Genomic DNA, 17,638 nt, shown 5'->3' with positions numbered 1-17,638 from the left:
ATTTCCCCACAGCAACCCGGAAACGGAAGTGGCCTTGTGCGGAGTCTGTGTGTCTGGATGCTGGTCGCCGGGACCGGATTGCTGCTGTCAGCCTGTGGTGGGTCGGAGTCTGCCGAGGATCAGGCTGCGGCGGCAGATGACCTGGCAGCGCGAAAAGCCGCCATGCTCACGCATATGCAGGCGCACTTCGACAGCAAGCTGTCGCTGCCTCCGGAAGTTTTCGAGGCGCTGGAACTGGGTGAAATCAGCCAGGCGGATGTGGACGCCCGCGCGGCGGCCGGAGAGTTCGAGAAATTCTTTCAGTTCAAGACTGCGGCCGATATCCCGTCCGATCTGGTCTGGGAAAATGGCTCGGGACTGCCTGAGATCGGCAGCCCCCAGGCACAGAAAGGCGGCACTCTGCACCTGAGCGTACCGGATTTTCCGCGGACGCTGCGTCTGATCGGACCGGATGCCAACGGATCCTTCAGGACCTGGATCCTCGATGATGTGACCATGCAGTTTGCCCGCCGTCACCCCAACGACACCAGCATCGATGCCAATGGCAGTTTCCGCTACTTTCCCGGCATCGCCGAGGCCTGGGCCACGGACCGGAAGACGCGCCAGGTGTTTGTCCGCATCAATCCGGCGGCACGCTTCAACGATGATGTGCCGATCACCAGCGACGACATGATGTTCAGTTTTTATTTCTGGCAGCAGCCCTGGATACAGGCGCCCTGGTACAACAATTTTTTCAACCGCAATTTCCTGAACATCACACGCTACGACGAACATACCTTCAGTGTGACTTTGCCCGAGGCGAAGCCGAACATGGCCTATGTGATACTTGAACTCGAGCCGATGCCCAGGCATTTCTTTGCTGAATTTGGTGAAGACTTCGTGCAGCGCTATCAATGGCGTTTCGTACCCACATCGAGCCCCTATGTGATTAACGAAGACGGCCTGAACAAAGGTCGCTCGATTACCCTGACGCGGAAAAAGGACTGGTGGGCCAGAGATCTTCCGTTCTGGCGCAATCGCTTCAACGTGGACAGGATCCACTTCACCGTAATACGGGACACCGCGAAGAGCTTCGAGGCATTCCGCAAGGGTGAGCAGACCCTGTTCAATGCCACCCTGCCGGAGTACTGGTACGAGAAACTGCCGCCCACGGATGAGCTCGTGGCCAAAGGCTATGTGGAACGTGCGGTGTTTTACAACGATATACCCAGACCCACCTACGGACTGTGGATCAACCAGGGCCGGCCGCTGCTGGACAATCAGGACGTCCGGGTCGGCATCAACTACGCGACAAACTGGGAAAAGGTGATCGCCCAGTATTTCCGCGGAGACTACACGCGCATGCGCACCACAGCAGACGGTTACGGTGAATTCAGTCACCCGACCCTGACAGCGCGCCCGTTTGATGTGGACAAGGCCCTCGAGTCCTTCGCGAAGGCCGGTTTTGTCACCCGCGGCAGCGATGGAGTGCTGGTCAACGACAGGGGCGAACGCCTGAGCTTCACACTGTCGACCGGTTACGAGAATCTGAAGGACACGCTCACCATCCTGCGGGAAGAGGCGCTGCAGGCGGGTCTCGAGTTCCGTCTCGAAGTTCTGGACAGCACCGCTTCCTGGAAGAAGGTCCAGGAAAAGCAGCACGACATTCATTTCAGCGCCTTCGCGGTCAGTGCGGAAATGTATCCCCGCTACTGGGAGACTTATCATTCGGTGAATGCTTACGATCAGCCCTGGCTGCCCGATGGCAGCCCCAATCCCGCCCGCAGGCTGAAACCTCAGACCAATAATCTCCAGTCTATTGCCAACCGCGAACTCGACCGGCTGATAGAAGCCTACCGGGCCAGCGGTGATGTGGATGAAATGAAGCGGCTGGCGTTCAGAATGGAAGAACTGCTCTACGAAGACGCTTCCTTCGTCCCGGGTTTTGTCGTCCCCTTCTTCCGCACGGCTTACTGGCGCTGGGTGCGCTGGCCGGATGACTTCAATGTGAAGCTGGCCAGCGGATCCGCCGAGTTCCATCTCCTGTGGATCGACGATGCCCGCCGCGAAGAAACGCTGAAGGCCCGCAAAGAAGGTAAAACCTTCCCCATGGTCGATCGGGTCTACGATCAGTACAAGGTCGATCTGTAAGGCATGACCGAGCGTCCGGACAGTGACCCGCTTCGGGGAAGCGACCCGCTTCAGGGAAGCGACCTGCTGCGGGTAGAAGGTCTCGTGACCGCCTTCGACACGGAAGCCGGCCGGGTTCGCGCCGTAGACGGGGTGAGCTTCCGTGTGCGTAAGGGCCGCACACTGGGACTGGTTGGTGAATCGGGCTGCGGTAAAACGGTTACCGCCCTGAGTGTCATCCGGCTGCTGCCGCTGCCGGCGGCAAGCCTGCTGGCGGGGGAAATCTGGTTCGAGGGGGAAGATCTCGCCCAGGCGTCCATCGAACGACTGCATCAGGTTCGAGGCAACCGCATCGGCATGATCTTCCAGGAACCCATGACCGCACTCAATCCCGTGCACCGGGTCGGCAGGCAGATCGTGGAAACCCTGAAGCTGCACCGGGAACTCGACGACCGGCAGGCTCTGGGTGCGGCAGTGGAGATGCTCGCCAGGGTGGGCATTCCCGATCCGGAAGTGCGGGTGAACGAATATCCGCATCAGCTTTCCGGAGGTATGCGTCAGCGGGTGATGATTGCCATGGCACTGGTCTGCAATCCCGGGCTGGTGATTGCCGACGAGCCCACCACCGCACTGGATGTCACCATCCAGGCCCAGATTCTCGAGTTGCTTTCGCAGATGCAGAAAGAATCCGGCACCAGCATCATCATGATCACCCACGATCTGGGGGTGATCGCGGAAACCTGTGACGATGTGGTGGTGATGTACGCGGGTCGGGTGGCGGAGACGGGCACGGTTGAACAGGTATTCGGCAATCCCGGCCATCCTTACACCCGGGGTCTGCTGGATTCGATTCCGAGACTCTCGACGCCTCGAAAATCCCGACTCCCGACGATAGAAGGCATGGTGCCTGCGCTCACCGCGATGCCCACAGGCTGCCGGTTCAACAACCGCTGTGACTTCGCCGACGCCCGCTGCACGGAAAGCTACCCGGACCTGGACGACGACGGCAGTGGCCATCGCATCGCCTGCCACCACTGGCGGCGCATCGCTGCGGGAACGCAGCTGCAGACTTCAGGACCCGTTGATCGTGCGGCGGGCAGTCCGCCTGGCGCTGAGAAGGATCATCCCATTGTCTGATCAGCCTCTGCTCGATGTACAGGACCTGCGCGTGCACTTCCCGGTGAAAGGCGGTGTCCTCATGCGTGCCCGCGAATACAACCGGGCGGTGGATGGCATCAGCCTGCAGATCCGCGCGGGGGAGACTCTGGGTCTGGTGGGTGAGTCGGGATGCGGTAAATCGACCCTCGGCAAGGCGATCGTGCGACTGCTGAAACCGACGGCGGGTTCGGTCACTTTCGAAGGCCGTGACATTACAGAACTGTCCGCGCGATCGATGAAGCCGCTGCGCAGAGACCTGCAGATGATTTTTCAGGATCCTGCGGAGAGCCTGAACAGCCGTCATACCGTGGGCAGCATTGTGCGCGAGGCTTTCGAAATACACGGGATCAGAGACACGGTCTGGCGCGACCAGCGGGTACTGGAACTGCTGCGTCAGGTCGGACTTCCGGCAAGCGCCGCTGATCGCTATCCGTTCGAGTTCTCCGGCGGCCAGCGGCAGCGCATCGGTATCGCTAGGGCGATTGCACTGGAACCGAAACTTGTAATCTGCGATGAACCGGTGTCCGCACTCGATGTGTCGATCCAGAGCCAGATTCTCAATCTGCTGCTGGATCTGCAGCGGGATATGGGCCTTGCCTACCTCTTCATCGCCCATGATCTGGCGGTGGTGAAACACATCAGTGATCGGATTGCCATCATGTATCTGGGACATGTGATGGAGATTGGCGGAGCGGACGAAGTCTATGCTGCGGCCAGACATCCGTACACCAGGGCGCTGATCGCGGCCATTCCGGAACCCGATCCTTCGCGACGAAATCGTGCGCGGGTGGTGCTGGGTGGAGAAGTCCCCAGCCCGATCAACCCGCCCTCCGGGTGTGTGTTCCACACCCGCTGTCCCCACGCACAGCCACTCTGTCAGAGTGAGCGACCAAAGTTACGGGATATCGTTGCATCGGATGGTGTGGCCCATCAGGTCGCCTGTCATTTTGATCTCTGATCAGCAGGCCCGACTGCAGTCACCAGACAGGTCGCGCCGCACCCCGGGAGGATAAAGTGACTGAGAAAAGTCCGGTGTCTTTCGAACACAAAGTGCTGCTGGCTCTCACTGCGGCGGTGTTCACCTGGTCTGCCATCGGGCCCTTTGATCGTCTCACCTGGCTGCTCGAAGTGGCGCCGGTGCTGATTGGTCTCCTGATTCTGGTGCCCACCTATCAGGCCCATCGACTGTCACCGCTGCTGTATCGACTCATCCTGCTGCATGCGGTGATTCTGATGGTCGGCGGACACTACACCTATGCCCAGGTGCCGGCGGGGTTCTGGCTGCAGGATGCCCTGGATCTGTCCCGCAATCACTACGATCGACTCGGACATCTCGCCCAGGGATTTGTCCCCGCTATCCTGGCCCGGGAGATGCTGCTGAAATATTCACCGCTGCAGCGGGGACGCTGGCTGGGATTTCTCAGTGTCAGCGTGTGTCTCGCCTTCAGTGCGCTCTATGAAATGCTCGAATGGTGGGCGGCGGTGGCCTGGGGTGCCGATGCCGAATCTTTCCTTGCGACCCAGGGCGATGTCTGGGACACCCAGTGGGACATGTTTCTGGCGCTGCTTGGCGCAACGGCGTCCATCTTTCTGTTATCGGGTATGCATGACCGCTCACTTGAGCACGCGCGCTCAATCGAGCGCGTGCGCTGACCCGGCAGCAGCCGGTCCCAGGCTGACAGTCGCCCGCATGAACAGCACCAGTCCCATCACCGTTAACACAGCCGCGGCCAGAAAGGGCGCACCCGGCAGGTAGAGGGGAGTGCCTGTGGCAGTAAAGAAGGCAAACACCTGGGTCATGAAGGGTGGACTCAGAATGGAGGTCAGGCTCGACATGCTGGCAAGCCCGCCCTGCAGTTCGCCCTGTTCATTGCCGGGAACTTCACCGGACATGATGCCCTGCATGGCCGGTGAGGCGAATCCCTGGAGCGCGCCGGGAATCATGATCACGTAGATCATCCAGCCCTGGGTGGCAAACGCGTAGGCCACGAAGGCAAAAATGGAAAAACTGAAGCCGACGATGCCGGCACGCCGGGTGCCCAGTTTCGGCAGCGCATAGCGCAGCAGTACTGCCTGGTTCAGTACCATCAGTACACCCACCGCACCCAGTGAATAGCCGATCTCCTTCGGTGACCAGTCGAAACGCTCGATCGCGAAATAACTCCAGGTGGCAGGCAGCACGTGGTGGCCGAGCTGAAACAGGAAATAGGCGCCGATCAGTCCGAATACCATGGGGTAGCGGCGCAGCGCACTCAGGGTACCGGTGGGATTGGCCCGGGCCCACAGGAAGGCGCGGCGCCTATCCACCGGCAGAGTTTCCGGCAGCACCAGGAAGCCATACAGAAGGTTGGCCATGGAGAGGACGGCTGCGGCGAGAAAGGGGACCCTGGGACCGAACTCGCCCATGAAACCGCCGATTACAGGGCCGATGATGAATCCCGCACCGAATGCTGCCCCCATCAGCCCGAAATTCTGTGCACGCTTTTCCGGTGGGCTGATGTCGGCGACAAAGGCATTGCAGGTGCTGTAAGTGGATGCCGCAGCACCCGCAATGATGCGGCCGAGCAGCAGCCAGGCAAAGGACGGTGCCCACCACATGATCAGATAGTCGATGCTGAGCACAAAGAGTGAAGCCAGCAGTATCGGTCTGCGGCCGAACCGGTCGGAGAGATTGCCGATCACCGGAGCGAGGAAGAACTGCATGCCGGCATAGGCGAACATCAGCCCGCCGCCGTAGCGGGCAGCACCGGCAAGTCCTTCGCCGGTGACTTCCATCACCAGCTGGGGCAGCACGGGCATGATGATGCCGAAACCGATGGAATCCAGCAGTGCAGTGATGAACACGAAGGCGAACGCCTGGGATCCTGTGGGACGTCTCACGCGAATTCTCTATCTTCCATAGATATGGAATCTGACCTGTAGCGTTTTCCGGCGATATATCTGAATTCAGGGTCTCTGGCAGATCCGCTGCAACGAATGGTCAGGCCAGGGACCGTTTCTCAATATGAATATCCCCCGGTGGATAGTGCACCTCCCCGTCGGGCGTCAGCGGGTGTATCTCGAGTCCAGTGCATTGTCTCGGAGCCTTTTCTTTTCCAGGTACCCTGATAAACGCCAGATGCAAAAAACGCCTGCATAAGCAGGAACAACAGTACCTGCGAGAACAGCAAAGTCAGTTGTTGCGTCCTTGCCAGTGTGCGCAACACCATATGCGAACCATACCACCAGGACCGCTGCAAGAAGAATGAGTAGAAACAGGATACCCAGACCGGCGACTACTGCGAATTTTGTATGCCTGGCCCTGACAGAACGATCTAAAAACATTATCGTCCGCCCGATACCGACGAAGATTGCAATCGGTCCCGAAAAAGCGATTCCGATGATGACGGACTGTGTGAAATCCATTGACGTCTGTCTGCAATTCCGCAACTTCGCCGGTGTAACCCGCGAGTTTTTTCAAAGCCTGCCGCTCTGTTGACCCGGAATACTGCGCGTTTTGACCCTTCCCGTGCCGCTCAGCGGGCAAGACCAACCCGCACGCCGGCATAGATACCACGACCGGGTGTGTTGAAGCCAATGACGTTCGTGTATTTCTCATCGAACATATTGGTGCCGCGGGCATAGATCGTGATGCGTTCGTTGAGCGCATAGCTGGCGGCGATGTCCACCAGGACGTAGTCGTCGAGTTCAATCGTCTGCGCTGCGAAAACAGGTGGCGGGAAAAACTGATCGGTCTGGGTGCCGCTGTACACCAGATTCAGATTGAGATTCCCGCGGGTGTCGAGGAACCCCTGATTCAGATTCAGGGACGCCATGTGTCTGGGCCTGCGGATCTCCCGGGAACTGCCGCCACCGCTGGCGTCCGGCTGCAGCGCGTCGGTGTAGGTGTAACTCAGGCGTGCGGTGGTGGCAGCGCCGAAGAATGCTGTGATTTCGACTTCCGCCCCCTCCCGATGGCTGGTTCCGGACAGATTATCCGCTGTAAAGAGAAATGTATCCGGATCGAACACGAAGCCATCGATCTCGTCCTTGAGTTCTTCGTTGAAATAGGTGACATCGACGGACAGGCGCCCTTCGAGCAGTGACTGTTCGATGCCGATATCGAAGCCTTCGGTCTTTTCGGGCTTCAGGCCGGGATTGCCGAGGAACTGATCGGAAAAATAGCCGAAGCGCTCGATGAAGGTCGGGGATTTCTGGCCGGTCCCCCAGCTGGCATGGAGGCGCGTGGCCGATGTGTCGAACAGATACGAGGAAGTGAGCCGGTAGGTGGTGATGTCATCGAAGTCACTGTTGTCGTCGCGGCGGATGCTGGCGCCAAGATGCAGGTTTTCCAGCGGATCGATCAGGTACTCGGCCACCAGCCCGGTGTTGTGCATTTCCTGATCCTGATTGGGATTTCCAAACAGGGTCGCGTCCGCGCGCTGCTCGAAATTTTCGCGTTCGTGATCGAGGGCAAGCACCAGTCGCTGACGGTCCGGGTTGCGGGATTCTCCCAGGTTCAGCGTTGACTGATAGTAGGCGCCGAATTTGTCGGCGCTGGTCCGCGTCTGCTGCACGTCGTCCGCAAACTGCCTGCGCTGTGAATCCAGATAGGTGAGTTTAAGTGCCTGATCCCAGCGTCCGTCCATGAGTGTCAGGGCAGCGTTGCTGTTGAGCAGCAGAAGGTTGTCGTGGCTTTCCCTGTCTGCATCCGCCGGCAGACCGGTACTGAAATCGACATCGTCGTATTGACTCGTGGAATCACGGTAGCGCGCGGAGAACCCGAAACGCAGTCCCTCTGAAGGTTCCAGGTGTGCGTTGAGCGCGAGGGTCAGGTTCTCGTAGCCGTCTTTTTCGGTCCCTGCATCTGCGGCGCTTTCACCCCTGCTGTCGTAGTAACTGGCGGCAATCGCCAGTGCACCCCGTTCTCCGGTCGCCGCAATGCGGCCACCGCTGTAGAGCGTATCGAGGCTGCCGCCTTCGATGAACCCACCTCCGCTCAATGGTGCATCGGCAGTTCGAGTCCTGATATGGATGACGCCTGCCCCCGCATCACTGCCCCACAGCGCGCTCTGCGGTCCCCGGACCAGTTCGATGTGTTCGATGTCGTAGGCGGTCAGCGCCGAGAAATCGAATTCATCGTTACCGGCCGGATCGTTGGCTTCCACACCATCTATGAGGACCAGCACCTGATTTGCCTCAGCACCGCGCACCCGAACCTGGGTCTGGGAACCAGCACCGGCGGTGCGATTCACCGCGACACCTGGAATATTCTGCAGAAGATCGCTGGCGTGCACGCTCTGGCGCTGCTCGATGAGCGCGCGGTCCGTAACAGAGAGCCTGCTGCCGGATTCGCCTGCCACCGTGGGAATGCGGTGTGCGCTGACGACGATCGTATCTTCGCTCAGCGCACTCTGCTGCGCATGAAGCGACGGCAGCGCCAGGGTGCTGAGCAGCACGGTGCACAGCACTGGCGCAGAGCCGCTGTGGAATCTGATGGTCGGTGAGCGTGCCTGCATAAGTGCCTCTGCTGTTCGTGCCTGATCCGCGACCCCGCGCGGCGAGTGACTTTTTGTGCGGGGGCAAGGGCAGAAATCGAAGGAAGGCGGCAGAGCTCTGCAGCAAACCCTTCAAGCGCCCACCGCGCTCTTCGTGTTGTCGATCAGGTGGGTCTCCGGGCTGACGAGAGGGATGAACATCCCGAGCTGGATCGCCTTCCCACGATTTCTCGCAGTGGCTGCGGATACTGTTTACACAATGGCAGCGCCTGCCTGTGTACCTCAGATCCGCTGATCCCGCCTTGTCTCGATTACCGTTGCGGGGGCAGCGCCGGCTTTGCGTGGTTTCACATCGAAAACCCGCGCACCGACTTCCACAGCGGACCGTGAACCGGGTCAATGACCCTTTTCCGTTACAACGGCCCGCCAGATTCCGCCAGAGGCGGAATTCACCTGTTCGAGGCAGGGAATGTAGTCATCAGCCGGGGTGTGCGCAAGGCCGAATGCGGGATTCCCGGGTGAAGATTGCGCGGGTCATCATGAGCGCTCAAGATAGTCGGCTGAGATGCAAAGCACGGAGAAGAGGAAATGAGCAAGCTGAAAAGCCGGGAAGTCCGGCTCAGGAGCCGTCCCACCGGGATGCCCCAGGCATCCGATTTCGAGATGGCGGAAGTCGATGTACCGGAAGCCGACTACGGCGAAGTGGTGGTGCGCAACCACTATATGAGCGTGGACCCCTATATGCGGGGTCGGATGTATGACAGAAAGTCCTATGTCCCTCCATTCAAACTGGGAGAGGTGCTGCAGGGTGGCGCTGTCGGTGAGGTGGTGGTGTCCAACAACGAGCAGTTTCCGGTGGGCACTTTCGTACAGAGCAATCTGGGATGGCGTGAATATGCTGTTGCCCGGGGTGAGGCGCTCACTCTGGTGGATCCGAAACTCGCGCCCCTGTCGGCTTATCTCGGTGTGCTGGGCATGCCGGGGATGACAGCCTATGTCGGCCTGTTCAATGCGGCGTCGATGAAAGACGGTGAAACCGTATTTGTCTCTGGTGCGGCGGGAGCCGTCGGCTCTCTGGCGGGTCAGATCGCGAAGATCCGCGGCTGCCGTGTCCTGGGCAGTGCGGGCAGTGATGAGAAAGTGGCCTACCTCACCGATGAACTCGGCTACGACTTTGCCTTCAACTATCGCGAAGGCAATCTACTGGAACAGCTGCGTAAAGGTGCGCCGGATGGTCTGGATGTCTACTTCGACAATGTGGGTGCCGATCACCTGGAAGCGGCCATATTTCACATGCGACCTTTTGGCCGAATAGCGCTGTGTGGCGCGATTGCGACGTACAACGACGCAGAGCCACGTCCGGGTCCCCGGAACCTGAGCATGGCCATCGGTCTGGGATTGCGCCTCCAGGGTTTCATCGTCTCTCACTATGCCGATGCACGGAATGACTTCATCCGGGACGTGTCGGGCTGGATCAGGGAGGGTAAGGTCAAATATGAGGAAACGGTACTCGATGGCATCGAGCGTGCGGGGGAGGCCTTTCAGGGTCTGTTCACCGGTGCAAACACCGGCAAGATGCTGGTGAAGCTGATCTGACACGGGAACTGTCGATACGCGCCGCCCGCCGAGATGAGGCGGCGGCGCTCAGCGTGCTCGCTTTCCGTTCGAAAGCGTACTGGGGTTATTCCCCTGAGTTCATGGCGGCCTGTCGGGCCGAGCTGACCTGGAGCGAAGCCGATCTGACTGCACCGGAATTTCACTTCCAGGTTGCAGCCTCGCAGACGGATGAGCTTGTCGGCTTCTACGCCATTGAAAGGCTCAGCGATGACGACTTCGAACTGGAAGCACTGTTCGTGCTGCCGGAGTTCATCGGCACGGGTGTCGGCCGCGCGCTGATGACCGATGCCATCACAAGGGCCGCACAGCAGGGCGGCCGAAGACTGATCATACAGAGCGATCCGAACGCGGAAGCCTTCTACCGTAGTGCGGGTGGCCAGGTTGTCGGTGAGCGGGAATCCTCCAGTATTCCCGGGCGCGTGCTGCCGATAGTTGAGATTGCACTGCAGCAGAGAGTAGGGTGAGACCCGGGCCGGGTAATTAGAGGGTTGGATGATGAAAAGACGGACATTTGTTGCGGCAGGTTCCGGCATGCTGACGGCGCTATCGAGCGGGATCCTGACACCCGGTAAGAGCCTGGCGTCTGGCGGCGATCAGACCACCACGGATGAGGAGTACGCGGCCGTGTATCTCGAAGAAAATTTCGCCCCGGTAGAGAGAGAAGTAACAGAGCTCGAACTCGATGTGGTGGGCAGTATTCCCGAGGAACTGCGTGGCAGGTATCTGCGCAACGGACCCAACCCCATGGGCACGGTGGATGCGAGTACCCATCACTGGTTCTCCGGAGAAGGCATGGTCCATGGTGTGCGTCTGGAAGCGGGTCGCGCAGACTGGTACCGCAACCGCTGGGTGCGTGATGCGGACATTGTCGAAGCGCTCGGTGAGGAGGCGGCCGGACGGAAGCTTGCGGGTTCCAACAATACCCACGTCATCGGTCACGCCGGCCGTACCTGGGCCATCGTCGAAGCGGGTTCTCCACCGGTGGAACTGGGTTACGAACTGGATACGGTAGGTGCGAACAATTTCTTCGGTTCGCTCACCGATATGGCGTTCAGCGCTCATCCTAAAATCGATCCGGATACCGGCGATCTGCATGCCATGGCCTACAGCTGGCCCGGCTTTCTCGATCATGTGCAGTATGTGCACGTGGGTCGTGATGGCCGGGTGAAGGAGACCCGGAACATCCCGGTTCCGGGAATGGTGATGATGCACGACATGAGTCTCACGCCGAACTATGTGGTGATCTACGATCTGCCGGTAACCATCAGCCCGGCAATGCTGCAGCGGGGCATGAATTTTCCTTTCGCCTGGAATCCTGACTATGCGCCGCGCGTCGGGCTGCTGCCGCGCAGTGGCGGCGAAGTGCTGTGGTGCGATGTTGCGCCCTGCTATGTCTTTCACCCCATGAATGCGCATGAGGATGCCCAGGGTAATGTGGTACTCGATGTGTGTCGCTACGAACGGATGTTCGTATCCGATGTGCACGGTCCTTTTGGAGACAGTCTCGCGACCCTGGATCGCTGGACGGTCAACCCCACTACCCGCAAGGTCTCTGAACAGCGTATCGACGATCGGGCCCAGGAGTTTCCCCGCGTACATCCCGATCTCAACAGCAAGCCTTACCGGTATGGTTACTCGGCAGCAGTGGAAGACAACGGCTTTCCGAGAATCAACAAGCAGGATCTGCAGACAGGCACCACCAGTCACTTTGAACTGGGGGCTGGTCGTCACACCGGTGAGCCCTACTTTGTGCCTCGCGCAGGTGCCAGCGCGGAAGACGATGGTTATCTGATGAGCTTCGTGTTCGATGAGGGCAGGCAGAAGAGCGAACTGCTGATCATCGATGCTCAGGACTTCACGCGTCAGCCTCTGGCTCGCGTACTGCTGCCGGCCAGGGTGCCTTACGGATTCCACGGCAGCTGGGTGCCGGATGGACGGGACGGCCCGAGCGTCTGAACGCGCGGATACCCGATGCGCATTCTGAGCTGGAACGTCAACGGCCTGCGCGCCTGCGCGAAAAAGGGTTTCCTCGATTTTCTTGAGTACTCTGCGGCGGACATCGTGGCCCTGCAGGAAGTGCGTGCCTTTCCGGAGCAGCTCGACGAATCAGTGCGTACTCCGGCAGGCTGGCACACGGTGTTCTTTCCGGCGGAGCGGCCCGGTTACAGCGGTGTGGCCCTGTACAGTCGTACGCAGCCCGATCGGGTCGAGCTCAGCCTGGGTGAAAGCCGATTCGATATTGAAGGCCGTTATCTGGAGGCCCATTTCGGACGTATGGTTGTCGCCAGCGTGTACTTCCCGAAAGGCAGCGGTCGTGAGAGAGACAACATTCGTGTGCCCTACAAACTGGAATTCTATGGCGCGGTTTTCGATCGCATCGAAAAGCTGCGCCGCCGCGGGCCGGTATTCGTGACAGGCGACTACAACACTGCTCACGAAGCCATTGATCTTGCGCGGCCCAAGGGAAATACCAAATCCAGCGGCTTTCTGCCGGTGGAACGGGCAGAGTTGAGCCGCTGGATTGAGGCAGGCTGGGTCGACACCTTCCGGTCCCGGCACCCCCGGGCTGAAGGGCATTACAGCTGGTGGCGACAGTTCGGTGGTGCCAGGGAAAACAACGTGGGCTGGCGCATCGACTATGTGTTCGCCTCTCCTTCCGCGGACAGGCGTGTACGGGATGCGTTCATCTGGCCCGACGTGATGGGCTCAGATCATTGCCCGGTGGGCATTGATCTCGACTGACCGCCGGCGGAAGATCCGGGTGACCCGGGAGGTCCCCGATGCGCGCTGCAAGCGCAGTCCGGATGTCAAGGGGTGGTCAGCGCCGGCCCCAGTCGGCAAAGGCCTGGTACGCGGGGACCATCTCTTCCTCCTCTTCGGCGAGGCGTTCCGCCAGCCACTGCACCCATTCGGCAAAGCGCGGGTTCCCGCTTTCGATGCGGACGGTTGCAACCCACACCGACAGTTTGCGCCAGACATCGAGCAGCAGTCCCCCGGTGAGCTGCTGGATGATGCGGAAGGAGGCGAGGTTCTCGTAGACCAGCAGCCCCATGGTTTCGAATGTCATGGCGAGCACCTGGGCGGACTGTTCGTACTCCGAGTCCAGATCCTTGAGGGCTTCGAGACTGATGCCATCCGGCAGTTGCCGTATCAGCACAATGGCCCTGGCAAAATCCGGATCCGCGAACTGCCGGCAGAGTTCGGCCGCCACCTGATATCTGCGTCGTTTTCTGAATTCGGAAAACTGCACGATTGCGAAAAGGCCACCCGCCAGTATGGCCAGCGCGCCGAAGATCTCGGCCATCGCCGCGAAAGTTACCAGCTGATCCACGATAAATGCCCCTCGATTCGACCGGCGACCAGTGTAGGCGGGATGGGGTGGGCTACAACAGGGTTCAATCCAGGGAGAGCGGGGTGACCCGGGGGAAGAAGGTGACGACATCGGCTTCCTCAGCAAGATCGACGTTCACCACGTTGTTGTAGAGATGCCCGAAACGGACTGCGCCGGGCAGCCATTCCCGGGCCTCACGCACGGGCAGGCATACTGCCTCCCCTGTGCAGTCAAGCAGTTGCCGGTTGATGGTTTCGCGGGGGAAGTCTGCTTTGCGGGGCAGGTCCCTCAATGGCTGGGCGTCCTCGCCGCTGCCGTAGATCATCCATACCGACCGGGCGTCGATCCCGCGCTCCTGCACAAGATAGTGACCGAGAGACGGGGTCTCATCGCCTCCCGGGCCCACACCCTGGCTTTCGATGTGACTGTCCCGCTTTGCGAGATGGAAGGCGTGGCCCATGATTACCAGAGTGGTACCAGGTGACAGCCTTTCCAGAATGCCATCGATCCTGTGTTTCATGATTTCTTCGCGCATTCTCATCGCCGGCCGGAGTGCCGGATAGTCGATGGCCTCCCCGATCAGGGAGCGATACTGAAGACTGTCTATCATTGCCTGCAGATCAGCCCGTATGTCTGCAAGTGTCCCGTCCTGCGGGTCCAGTTTCGAGAGCAGGGTCTGCAGTCTCCGGGTTTCCTGCACCCTCGACTCTCCAGGTACCGGCTTCAATCCATGCGTGATTCGACTGTTTCCGGGACTGCTCGAGCGCTGAAGATGCGCAGGTATCCAGCGATAACCGCAACCCGGTGGATCCAGATCGATGCCCTGAAAGCCGCACAGCCCGGGCAATCGACGCAAGGCTGTGTAGAATTTTCGATGCTCGTTGAGCATCTGAGCATGCGGGTAGTTTTGCTCTGCATCCTGCAGCACGCCCCGTAAGCCGTCGTCGCGATCCTCACGGCGATGGGCGGTGCCGCCGAAGATGGCGGCCTGGGCCAGGCTGGTGTCGTCTCCTGTCCTCAGGAATGCACTGATACAGTGGCCATCCGCGAAGCCCAGCTCTTCGACCAGAAATACCCGGGTTCGCAGCGCCAGTGCCTGAATCCAGTAAAGCCGGAAGGCCGATTTCTGCTGCACGAAGTGGTTGGATTCGCCGAGAAAAACGACACCCGGAACGGTTGAGGATCCAAGGAGTCGATCGATGAGTGTGTCGTCCGCCAGGCGGTCCAGCTTACGCGCCTCAACTCCGACCCAGTGACGGAGCCGCTTGCTGCGCTGCTGATTTCTTCGACCGGACCAGGATAAGAGTGTACGAAAAATGCTAGGGAACCTCTCAGGTGCTGGTACCTGATCGGAGCTTACCCCGGGGATGCCACCCGCGACAGCCGATGGTTGACGCTGATGGCGAGTACGTTGAATCTTCGAAGGTGAGGTCGCTCCGAATCCGGTCGCGGTCATGACATACAGGCTGAATTGAGGAAGGATCGTGCAAATGGATATCGTTAAACCGGAAACCGTCGGTTTGTGCAGCGAGCGTCTGCGGCGGGTCGGGCTGTGGCTCGAGCGGCAGATCGAAAGCGAGCGTCTCGCCGGCGCCAGTGTACTGATCGGCCGCAGGGGCAAAGTCGCCTGGTTTGAAACTGCGGGCCTTGCAGACCTTGCCTCCGGCACACCCTTTGAGCGGGACACGATCGTGCGCATCTATTCGATGACCAAACCGATAACTTCGGTTGCCGCGATGCTTCTCTACGAAGAAGGCTGCTTTCAACTCGATGATCCTGTCTCCGGCTATCTTCCGGAGTTTGCAGACCAGCGCGTATGGGCCGGAGGCAAAGCGGCCATTGACGACACGGTGCCAGTGACACACCCGATGACCGTGCAGCATCTGATGACACACACTTCCGGTCTGACCTACGGCTTCATGCAGGCCAATGTGGTCGATGCAGCTTACAGAAAAGCGAAGCTTGAGTTTCCCGGTGGCGAGGGAGATCTGGCATCTCTCGTGCGGCAGGTCGCCGAACTGCCACTCATCTGCCAGCCCGGCAGTGAATGGAACTACAGTGTTTCCACCGATGTGCTCGGCCGCCTGGTGGAGGTCTGGTCCGGCCAGAGCCTGGGTGAGTTCTTTGCTCAGCGTATCTTTGAACCGCTGGGAATGGTGGATGCGGGATTCCATGTGCGGGCGGAAAATCACTCCCGCTTCGCGTCGCTTTATGCCCCCAGATCCGGCGGCGATCTGTCCAGTGTAGGCAAGCCTGGTGGTCAGATCCCGCTGTCCCAGCGCGGCGGCCTGAAACTCCAGGAGGCTGCGCTGCAGAGCCGTTTCCTGGAGCCCGCACAGCTGTATTCCGGCGGTGGCGGGGTGACCGCCAGCATGCGGGATTATGAACGGTTCTGTCAGATGCTGCTGCGAGGCGGTGAACTGGATGGCGTGCAGCTGCTCAGTCCGAAGACTGTGGAATACATGCGGCTCAATCACCTCCCCGACGATCGGGACATGGCCGGGATGGGGCAGCCGGTCTGGAGCGAGACCAGTTACGACGGCATCGGTTTCGGACTCGGCTTTGCCGTGGTGCTGGACCCGGTGAAAGCCAGCATCATCACCTCCCCGGGGGAACACCACTGGGGGGGCGCGGCGAGTACGTTTTTCTGGCTCGATCCGGAAGAGGAACTGTTCAGCATCTTTCTCACCCAGCTGATGCCGTCTTCCACCTACCCGATCCGGCGCGAACTGCGCGCCCGTGTGTATCAGTCGATCATTGCGTAGACACCATGAAGATCCGGGTCCGTGCCGCTGACGATCTCACCCAGGTACTGCGGAAAGTGCGGCGCTGCACCTTATGTGAAGCGCTGCCACTGGGCCCGAATCCGATTCTGCAGGCATCCGCCTCGGCGCGGATTCTGATTGCCGGTCAGGCTCCCGGCCGCAAGGCACATGAACGCGGCCTGCCCTTCGATGATCCTTCCGGCAACCGGCTGCGCGACTGGCTCGGGGTGGATCGCGAGCAGTTCTATGATCCGGATCTGTTTGCCATCATCCCCATGGGTTTCTGTTTTCCCGGCACAGGCAGTGCCGGTGATCTGCCACCCCGACCCGAGTGTGCCCCTGCCTGGCGGAACGCTCTGCTGGAACGGCTTCCGCACATCGCCCTGACCCTGGTGATCGGTCAGTTTGCGCAGCGCTGGCATCTGGGGGATTGCTGTGGCGCGAGCCTTGCCGGAACGGTGCGCAACTGGCAGGCATTCTGGCCCCGGTTGCTGCCCATGCCGCATCCCAGTCCGCGAAACAACCGCTGGCTGAAACAGAATCCTTTTTTCGAAGCTGACGTCCTGCCGATACTCAGAGCCCGGGTAGGGGAACTCCTGCGCTCGGAGGTCTGAGTGCCGGCGAGGGTGGACACTGGTCTGGTACCCCTGCCGGGGTGAACGTATGCTCTGCGGTGTTGCTACAACAGGGGATAGACAATGCGCATCACGGATCGATACCTGGCCTACGCGGAAGACTTCGAAAAAACCTACGAGGATGGCAACTGGGGCCGCCTCGAACAGTACTTCACCGCAGACGCAGTTTATGACAACGAGCCGGCAGCGAAGGGCCGTGAGGCGGTTCTGGCCAAGCTGAAAGGTGCGATTGGCGGGTTCGATCAGCTCATGGACAGCCGCACCCTCACCTTCGAGCCAGCGACTGAGAAAGGTGACCAGGTTTCTGTGCGATGGACAGCGCGATACACCAAGACGGGGGCGCCGGATCTCGTACTCAAAGGGGTGGAGCACGCCCGCTTTCAGGGCGATCGCATCGCTCATCTGTCGGACGTCTTCGATCCCGGTGTTCAGGAAGCGATGGGTGCATGGATGGCCGCTCACGGGGCCACTCTGCAAAGCTAGGGAGATATCCGGAATCGGTGCTCGCCGGTGCCGTCAGCGATATCCTGGCTGCGCGCGGCGACC

Annotated in this window: 16 protein-coding genes and 1 riboswitch; of the genes, 11 read left to right on the top strand and 5 right to left on the bottom strand. The window is 60.1% G+C overall.

From position 1 onward, the window contains the following. The first annotated feature begins 36 nt into the window (after nucleotides 1-36). The 4 genes from R3E82_20160 to R3E82_20145 are packed head-to-tail and all read left to right on the top strand — an operon-like array spanning nucleotide 37 to nucleotide 4,920. A complete protein-coding gene (locus tag R3E82_20160) occupies nucleotides 37-2,130 on the top strand; it encodes an extracellular solute-binding protein (protein ID MEZ5553207.1) in 2,094 nt (697 codons plus the stop codon). A 3-nt stretch (nucleotides 2,131-2,133) separates the two neighbouring features. Next, a complete protein-coding gene (locus R3E82_20155) occupies nucleotides 2,134-3,246 on the top strand; it encodes an ABC transporter ATP-binding protein (GenBank protein MEZ5553206.1) in 1,113 nt (370 codons plus the stop codon). Further along, nucleotides 3,239-4,225, top strand: coding sequence for an ATP-binding cassette domain-containing protein (locus tag R3E82_20150; protein MEZ5553205.1), 987 nt, complete (start codon nucleotides 3,239-3,241; stop codon nucleotides 4,223-4,225). Before R3E82_20155 ends, R3E82_20150 begins: the two co-directional genes overlap by 8 nt. A 56-nt stretch (nucleotides 4,226-4,281) precedes the next feature. Beyond that, the gene (locus R3E82_20145) at nucleotides 4,282-4,920 is read left to right on the top strand and encodes a DUF2238 domain-containing protein (GenBank protein ID MEZ5553204.1); all 639 of its coding nucleotides are present in this window, start codon (nucleotides 4,282-4,284) and stop codon (nucleotides 4,918-4,920) included. Here R3E82_20145 and R3E82_20140 read toward each other — a convergent pair. The 3 genes from R3E82_20140 to R3E82_20130 form a co-directional block, all read right to left on the bottom strand. Then, a complete protein-coding gene (locus R3E82_20140; GenBank protein MEZ5553203.1) occupies nucleotides 4,900-6,147 on the bottom strand; it encodes a TCR/Tet family MFS transporter in 1,248 nt (415 codons plus the stop codon). The genes R3E82_20145 and R3E82_20140 overlap by 21 nt on opposite strands. A gap of 165 nt (nucleotides 6,148-6,312) precedes the next feature. After that, complete coding sequence (locus R3E82_20135; GenBank protein ID MEZ5553202.1) at nucleotides 6,313-6,672, bottom strand: hypothetical protein; 360 nt, start codon at nucleotides 6,670-6,672, stop codon at nucleotides 6,313-6,315. A gap of 110 nt (nucleotides 6,673-6,782) precedes the next feature. Then, entirely contained in the window at nucleotides 6,783-8,765 is a 1,983-nt protein-coding gene (locus tag R3E82_20130) for a TonB-dependent receptor (protein MEZ5553201.1), read from the bottom strand. Between the two features lie 128 nt (nucleotides 8,766-8,893). Further along, a riboswitch (cobalamin riboswitch) is annotated at nucleotides 8,894-9,155 on the bottom strand. A gap of 177 nt (nucleotides 9,156-9,332) precedes the next feature. On the opposite strand from R3E82_20130, the gene R3E82_20125 reads away from it, so the two are divergent. From R3E82_20125 to R3E82_20110, 4 genes are read left to right on the top strand one after another with little or no spacing between them, the layout of a single operon-like run. Further along, nucleotides 9,333-10,340 carry an NADP-dependent oxidoreductase gene (locus tag R3E82_20125; GenBank protein MEZ5553200.1) on the top strand — a complete coding sequence of 336 codons (1,008 nt, stop codon included), beginning with the start codon at nucleotides 9,333-9,335 and terminating at the stop codon, nucleotides 10,338-10,340. 53 nt (nucleotides 10,341-10,393) lie between these two features. Beyond that, a complete protein-coding gene (locus R3E82_20120; protein ID MEZ5553199.1) occupies nucleotides 10,394-10,825 on the top strand; it encodes a GNAT family N-acetyltransferase in 432 nt (143 codons plus the stop codon). Nucleotides 10,826-10,853: 28 nt separating this feature from the next. Beyond that, entirely contained in the window at nucleotides 10,854-12,317 is a 1,464-nt protein-coding gene (locus tag R3E82_20115; protein ID MEZ5553198.1) for a carotenoid oxygenase family protein, read from the top strand. A gap of 15 nt (nucleotides 12,318-12,332) precedes the next feature. Next, complete coding sequence (locus R3E82_20110) at nucleotides 12,333-13,103, top strand: exodeoxyribonuclease III (protein MEZ5553197.1); 771 nt, start codon at nucleotides 12,333-12,335, stop codon at nucleotides 13,101-13,103. Nucleotides 13,104-13,179: 76 nt separating this feature from the next. Here R3E82_20110 and R3E82_20105 read toward each other — a convergent pair whose 3' ends face one another. Then, nucleotides 13,180-13,692, bottom strand: coding sequence for a hypothetical protein (locus tag R3E82_20105; protein MEZ5553196.1), 513 nt, complete (start codon nucleotides 13,690-13,692; stop codon nucleotides 13,180-13,182). A 64-nt stretch (nucleotides 13,693-13,756) separates the two neighbouring features. Further along, nucleotides 13,757-14,827 carry a hypothetical protein gene (locus R3E82_20100; GenBank protein MEZ5553195.1) on the bottom strand — a complete coding sequence of 357 codons (1,071 nt, stop codon included), beginning with the start codon at nucleotides 14,825-14,827 and terminating at the stop codon, nucleotides 13,757-13,759. Nucleotides 14,828-15,182: 355 nt separating this feature from the next. Here R3E82_20100 and R3E82_20095 point away from each other — a divergent pair, with 355 nt between their 5' ends. The 3 genes from R3E82_20095 (at nucleotide 15,183) to R3E82_20085 (ending at nucleotide 17,575) form a co-directional block, all read left to right on the top strand. Then, complete coding sequence (locus R3E82_20095; protein ID MEZ5553194.1) at nucleotides 15,183-16,457, top strand: serine hydrolase domain-containing protein; 1,275 nt, start codon at nucleotides 15,183-15,185, stop codon at nucleotides 16,455-16,457. 5 nt (nucleotides 16,458-16,462) lie between these two features. Next, a complete protein-coding gene (locus tag R3E82_20090) occupies nucleotides 16,463-17,071 on the top strand; it encodes a uracil-DNA glycosylase family protein (GenBank protein ID MEZ5553193.1) in 609 nt (202 codons plus the stop codon). Nucleotides 17,072-17,155: 84 nt separating this feature from the next. Beyond that, complete coding sequence (locus R3E82_20085; protein MEZ5553192.1) at nucleotides 17,156-17,575, top strand: nuclear transport factor 2 family protein; 420 nt, start codon at nucleotides 17,156-17,158, stop codon at nucleotides 17,573-17,575. Nucleotides 17,576-17,638: the final 63 nt, after the last annotated feature.

The organism is Pseudomonadales bacterium (genome assembly GCA_041395945.1).
GTDB lineage: Bacteria > Pseudomonadota > Gammaproteobacteria > Pseudomonadales > Azotimanducaceae > SZUA-309.
This window is presented reverse-complemented; position numbering and strand designations above follow the sequence as displayed.

What these genes read in the sequence shown, in the direction of transcription:
- R3E82_20155 (MEZ5553206.1), top strand. Translation starts at nt 2,134, where the DNA reads ATGACCGAGCGTCCGGACAGTGACCCGCTTCGGGGAAGCGACCCGCTT.
- R3E82_20130 (MEZ5553201.1), bottom strand. Translation starts at nt 8,765, where the DNA reads ATGCAGGCACGCTCACCGACCATCAGATTCCACAGCGGCTCTGCGCCA.
- R3E82_20115 (MEZ5553198.1), top strand. Translation starts at nt 10,854, where the DNA reads ATGATGAAAAGACGGACATTTGTTGCGGCAGGTTCCGGCATGCTGACG.
- R3E82_20135 (MEZ5553202.1), bottom strand. Translation starts at nt 6,672, where the DNA reads ATGGATTTCACACAGTCCGTCATCATCGGAATCGCTTTTTCGGGACCG.
- R3E82_20085 (MEZ5553192.1), top strand. Translation starts at nt 17,156, where the DNA reads ATGCGCATCACGGATCGATACCTGGCCTACGCGGAAGACTTCGAAAAA.
- R3E82_20110 (MEZ5553197.1), top strand. Translation starts at nt 12,333, where the DNA reads ATGCGCATTCTGAGCTGGAACGTCAACGGCCTGCGCGCCTGCGCGAAA.
- R3E82_20125 (MEZ5553200.1), top strand. Translation starts at nt 9,333, where the DNA reads ATGAGCAAGCTGAAAAGCCGGGAAGTCCGGCTCAGGAGCCGTCCCACC.
- R3E82_20090 (MEZ5553193.1), top strand. Translation starts at nt 16,463, where the DNA reads ATGAAGATCCGGGTCCGTGCCGCTGACGATCTCACCCAGGTACTGCGG.
- R3E82_20095 (MEZ5553194.1), top strand. Translation starts at nt 15,183, where the DNA reads ATGGATATCGTTAAACCGGAAACCGTCGGTTTGTGCAGCGAGCGTCTG.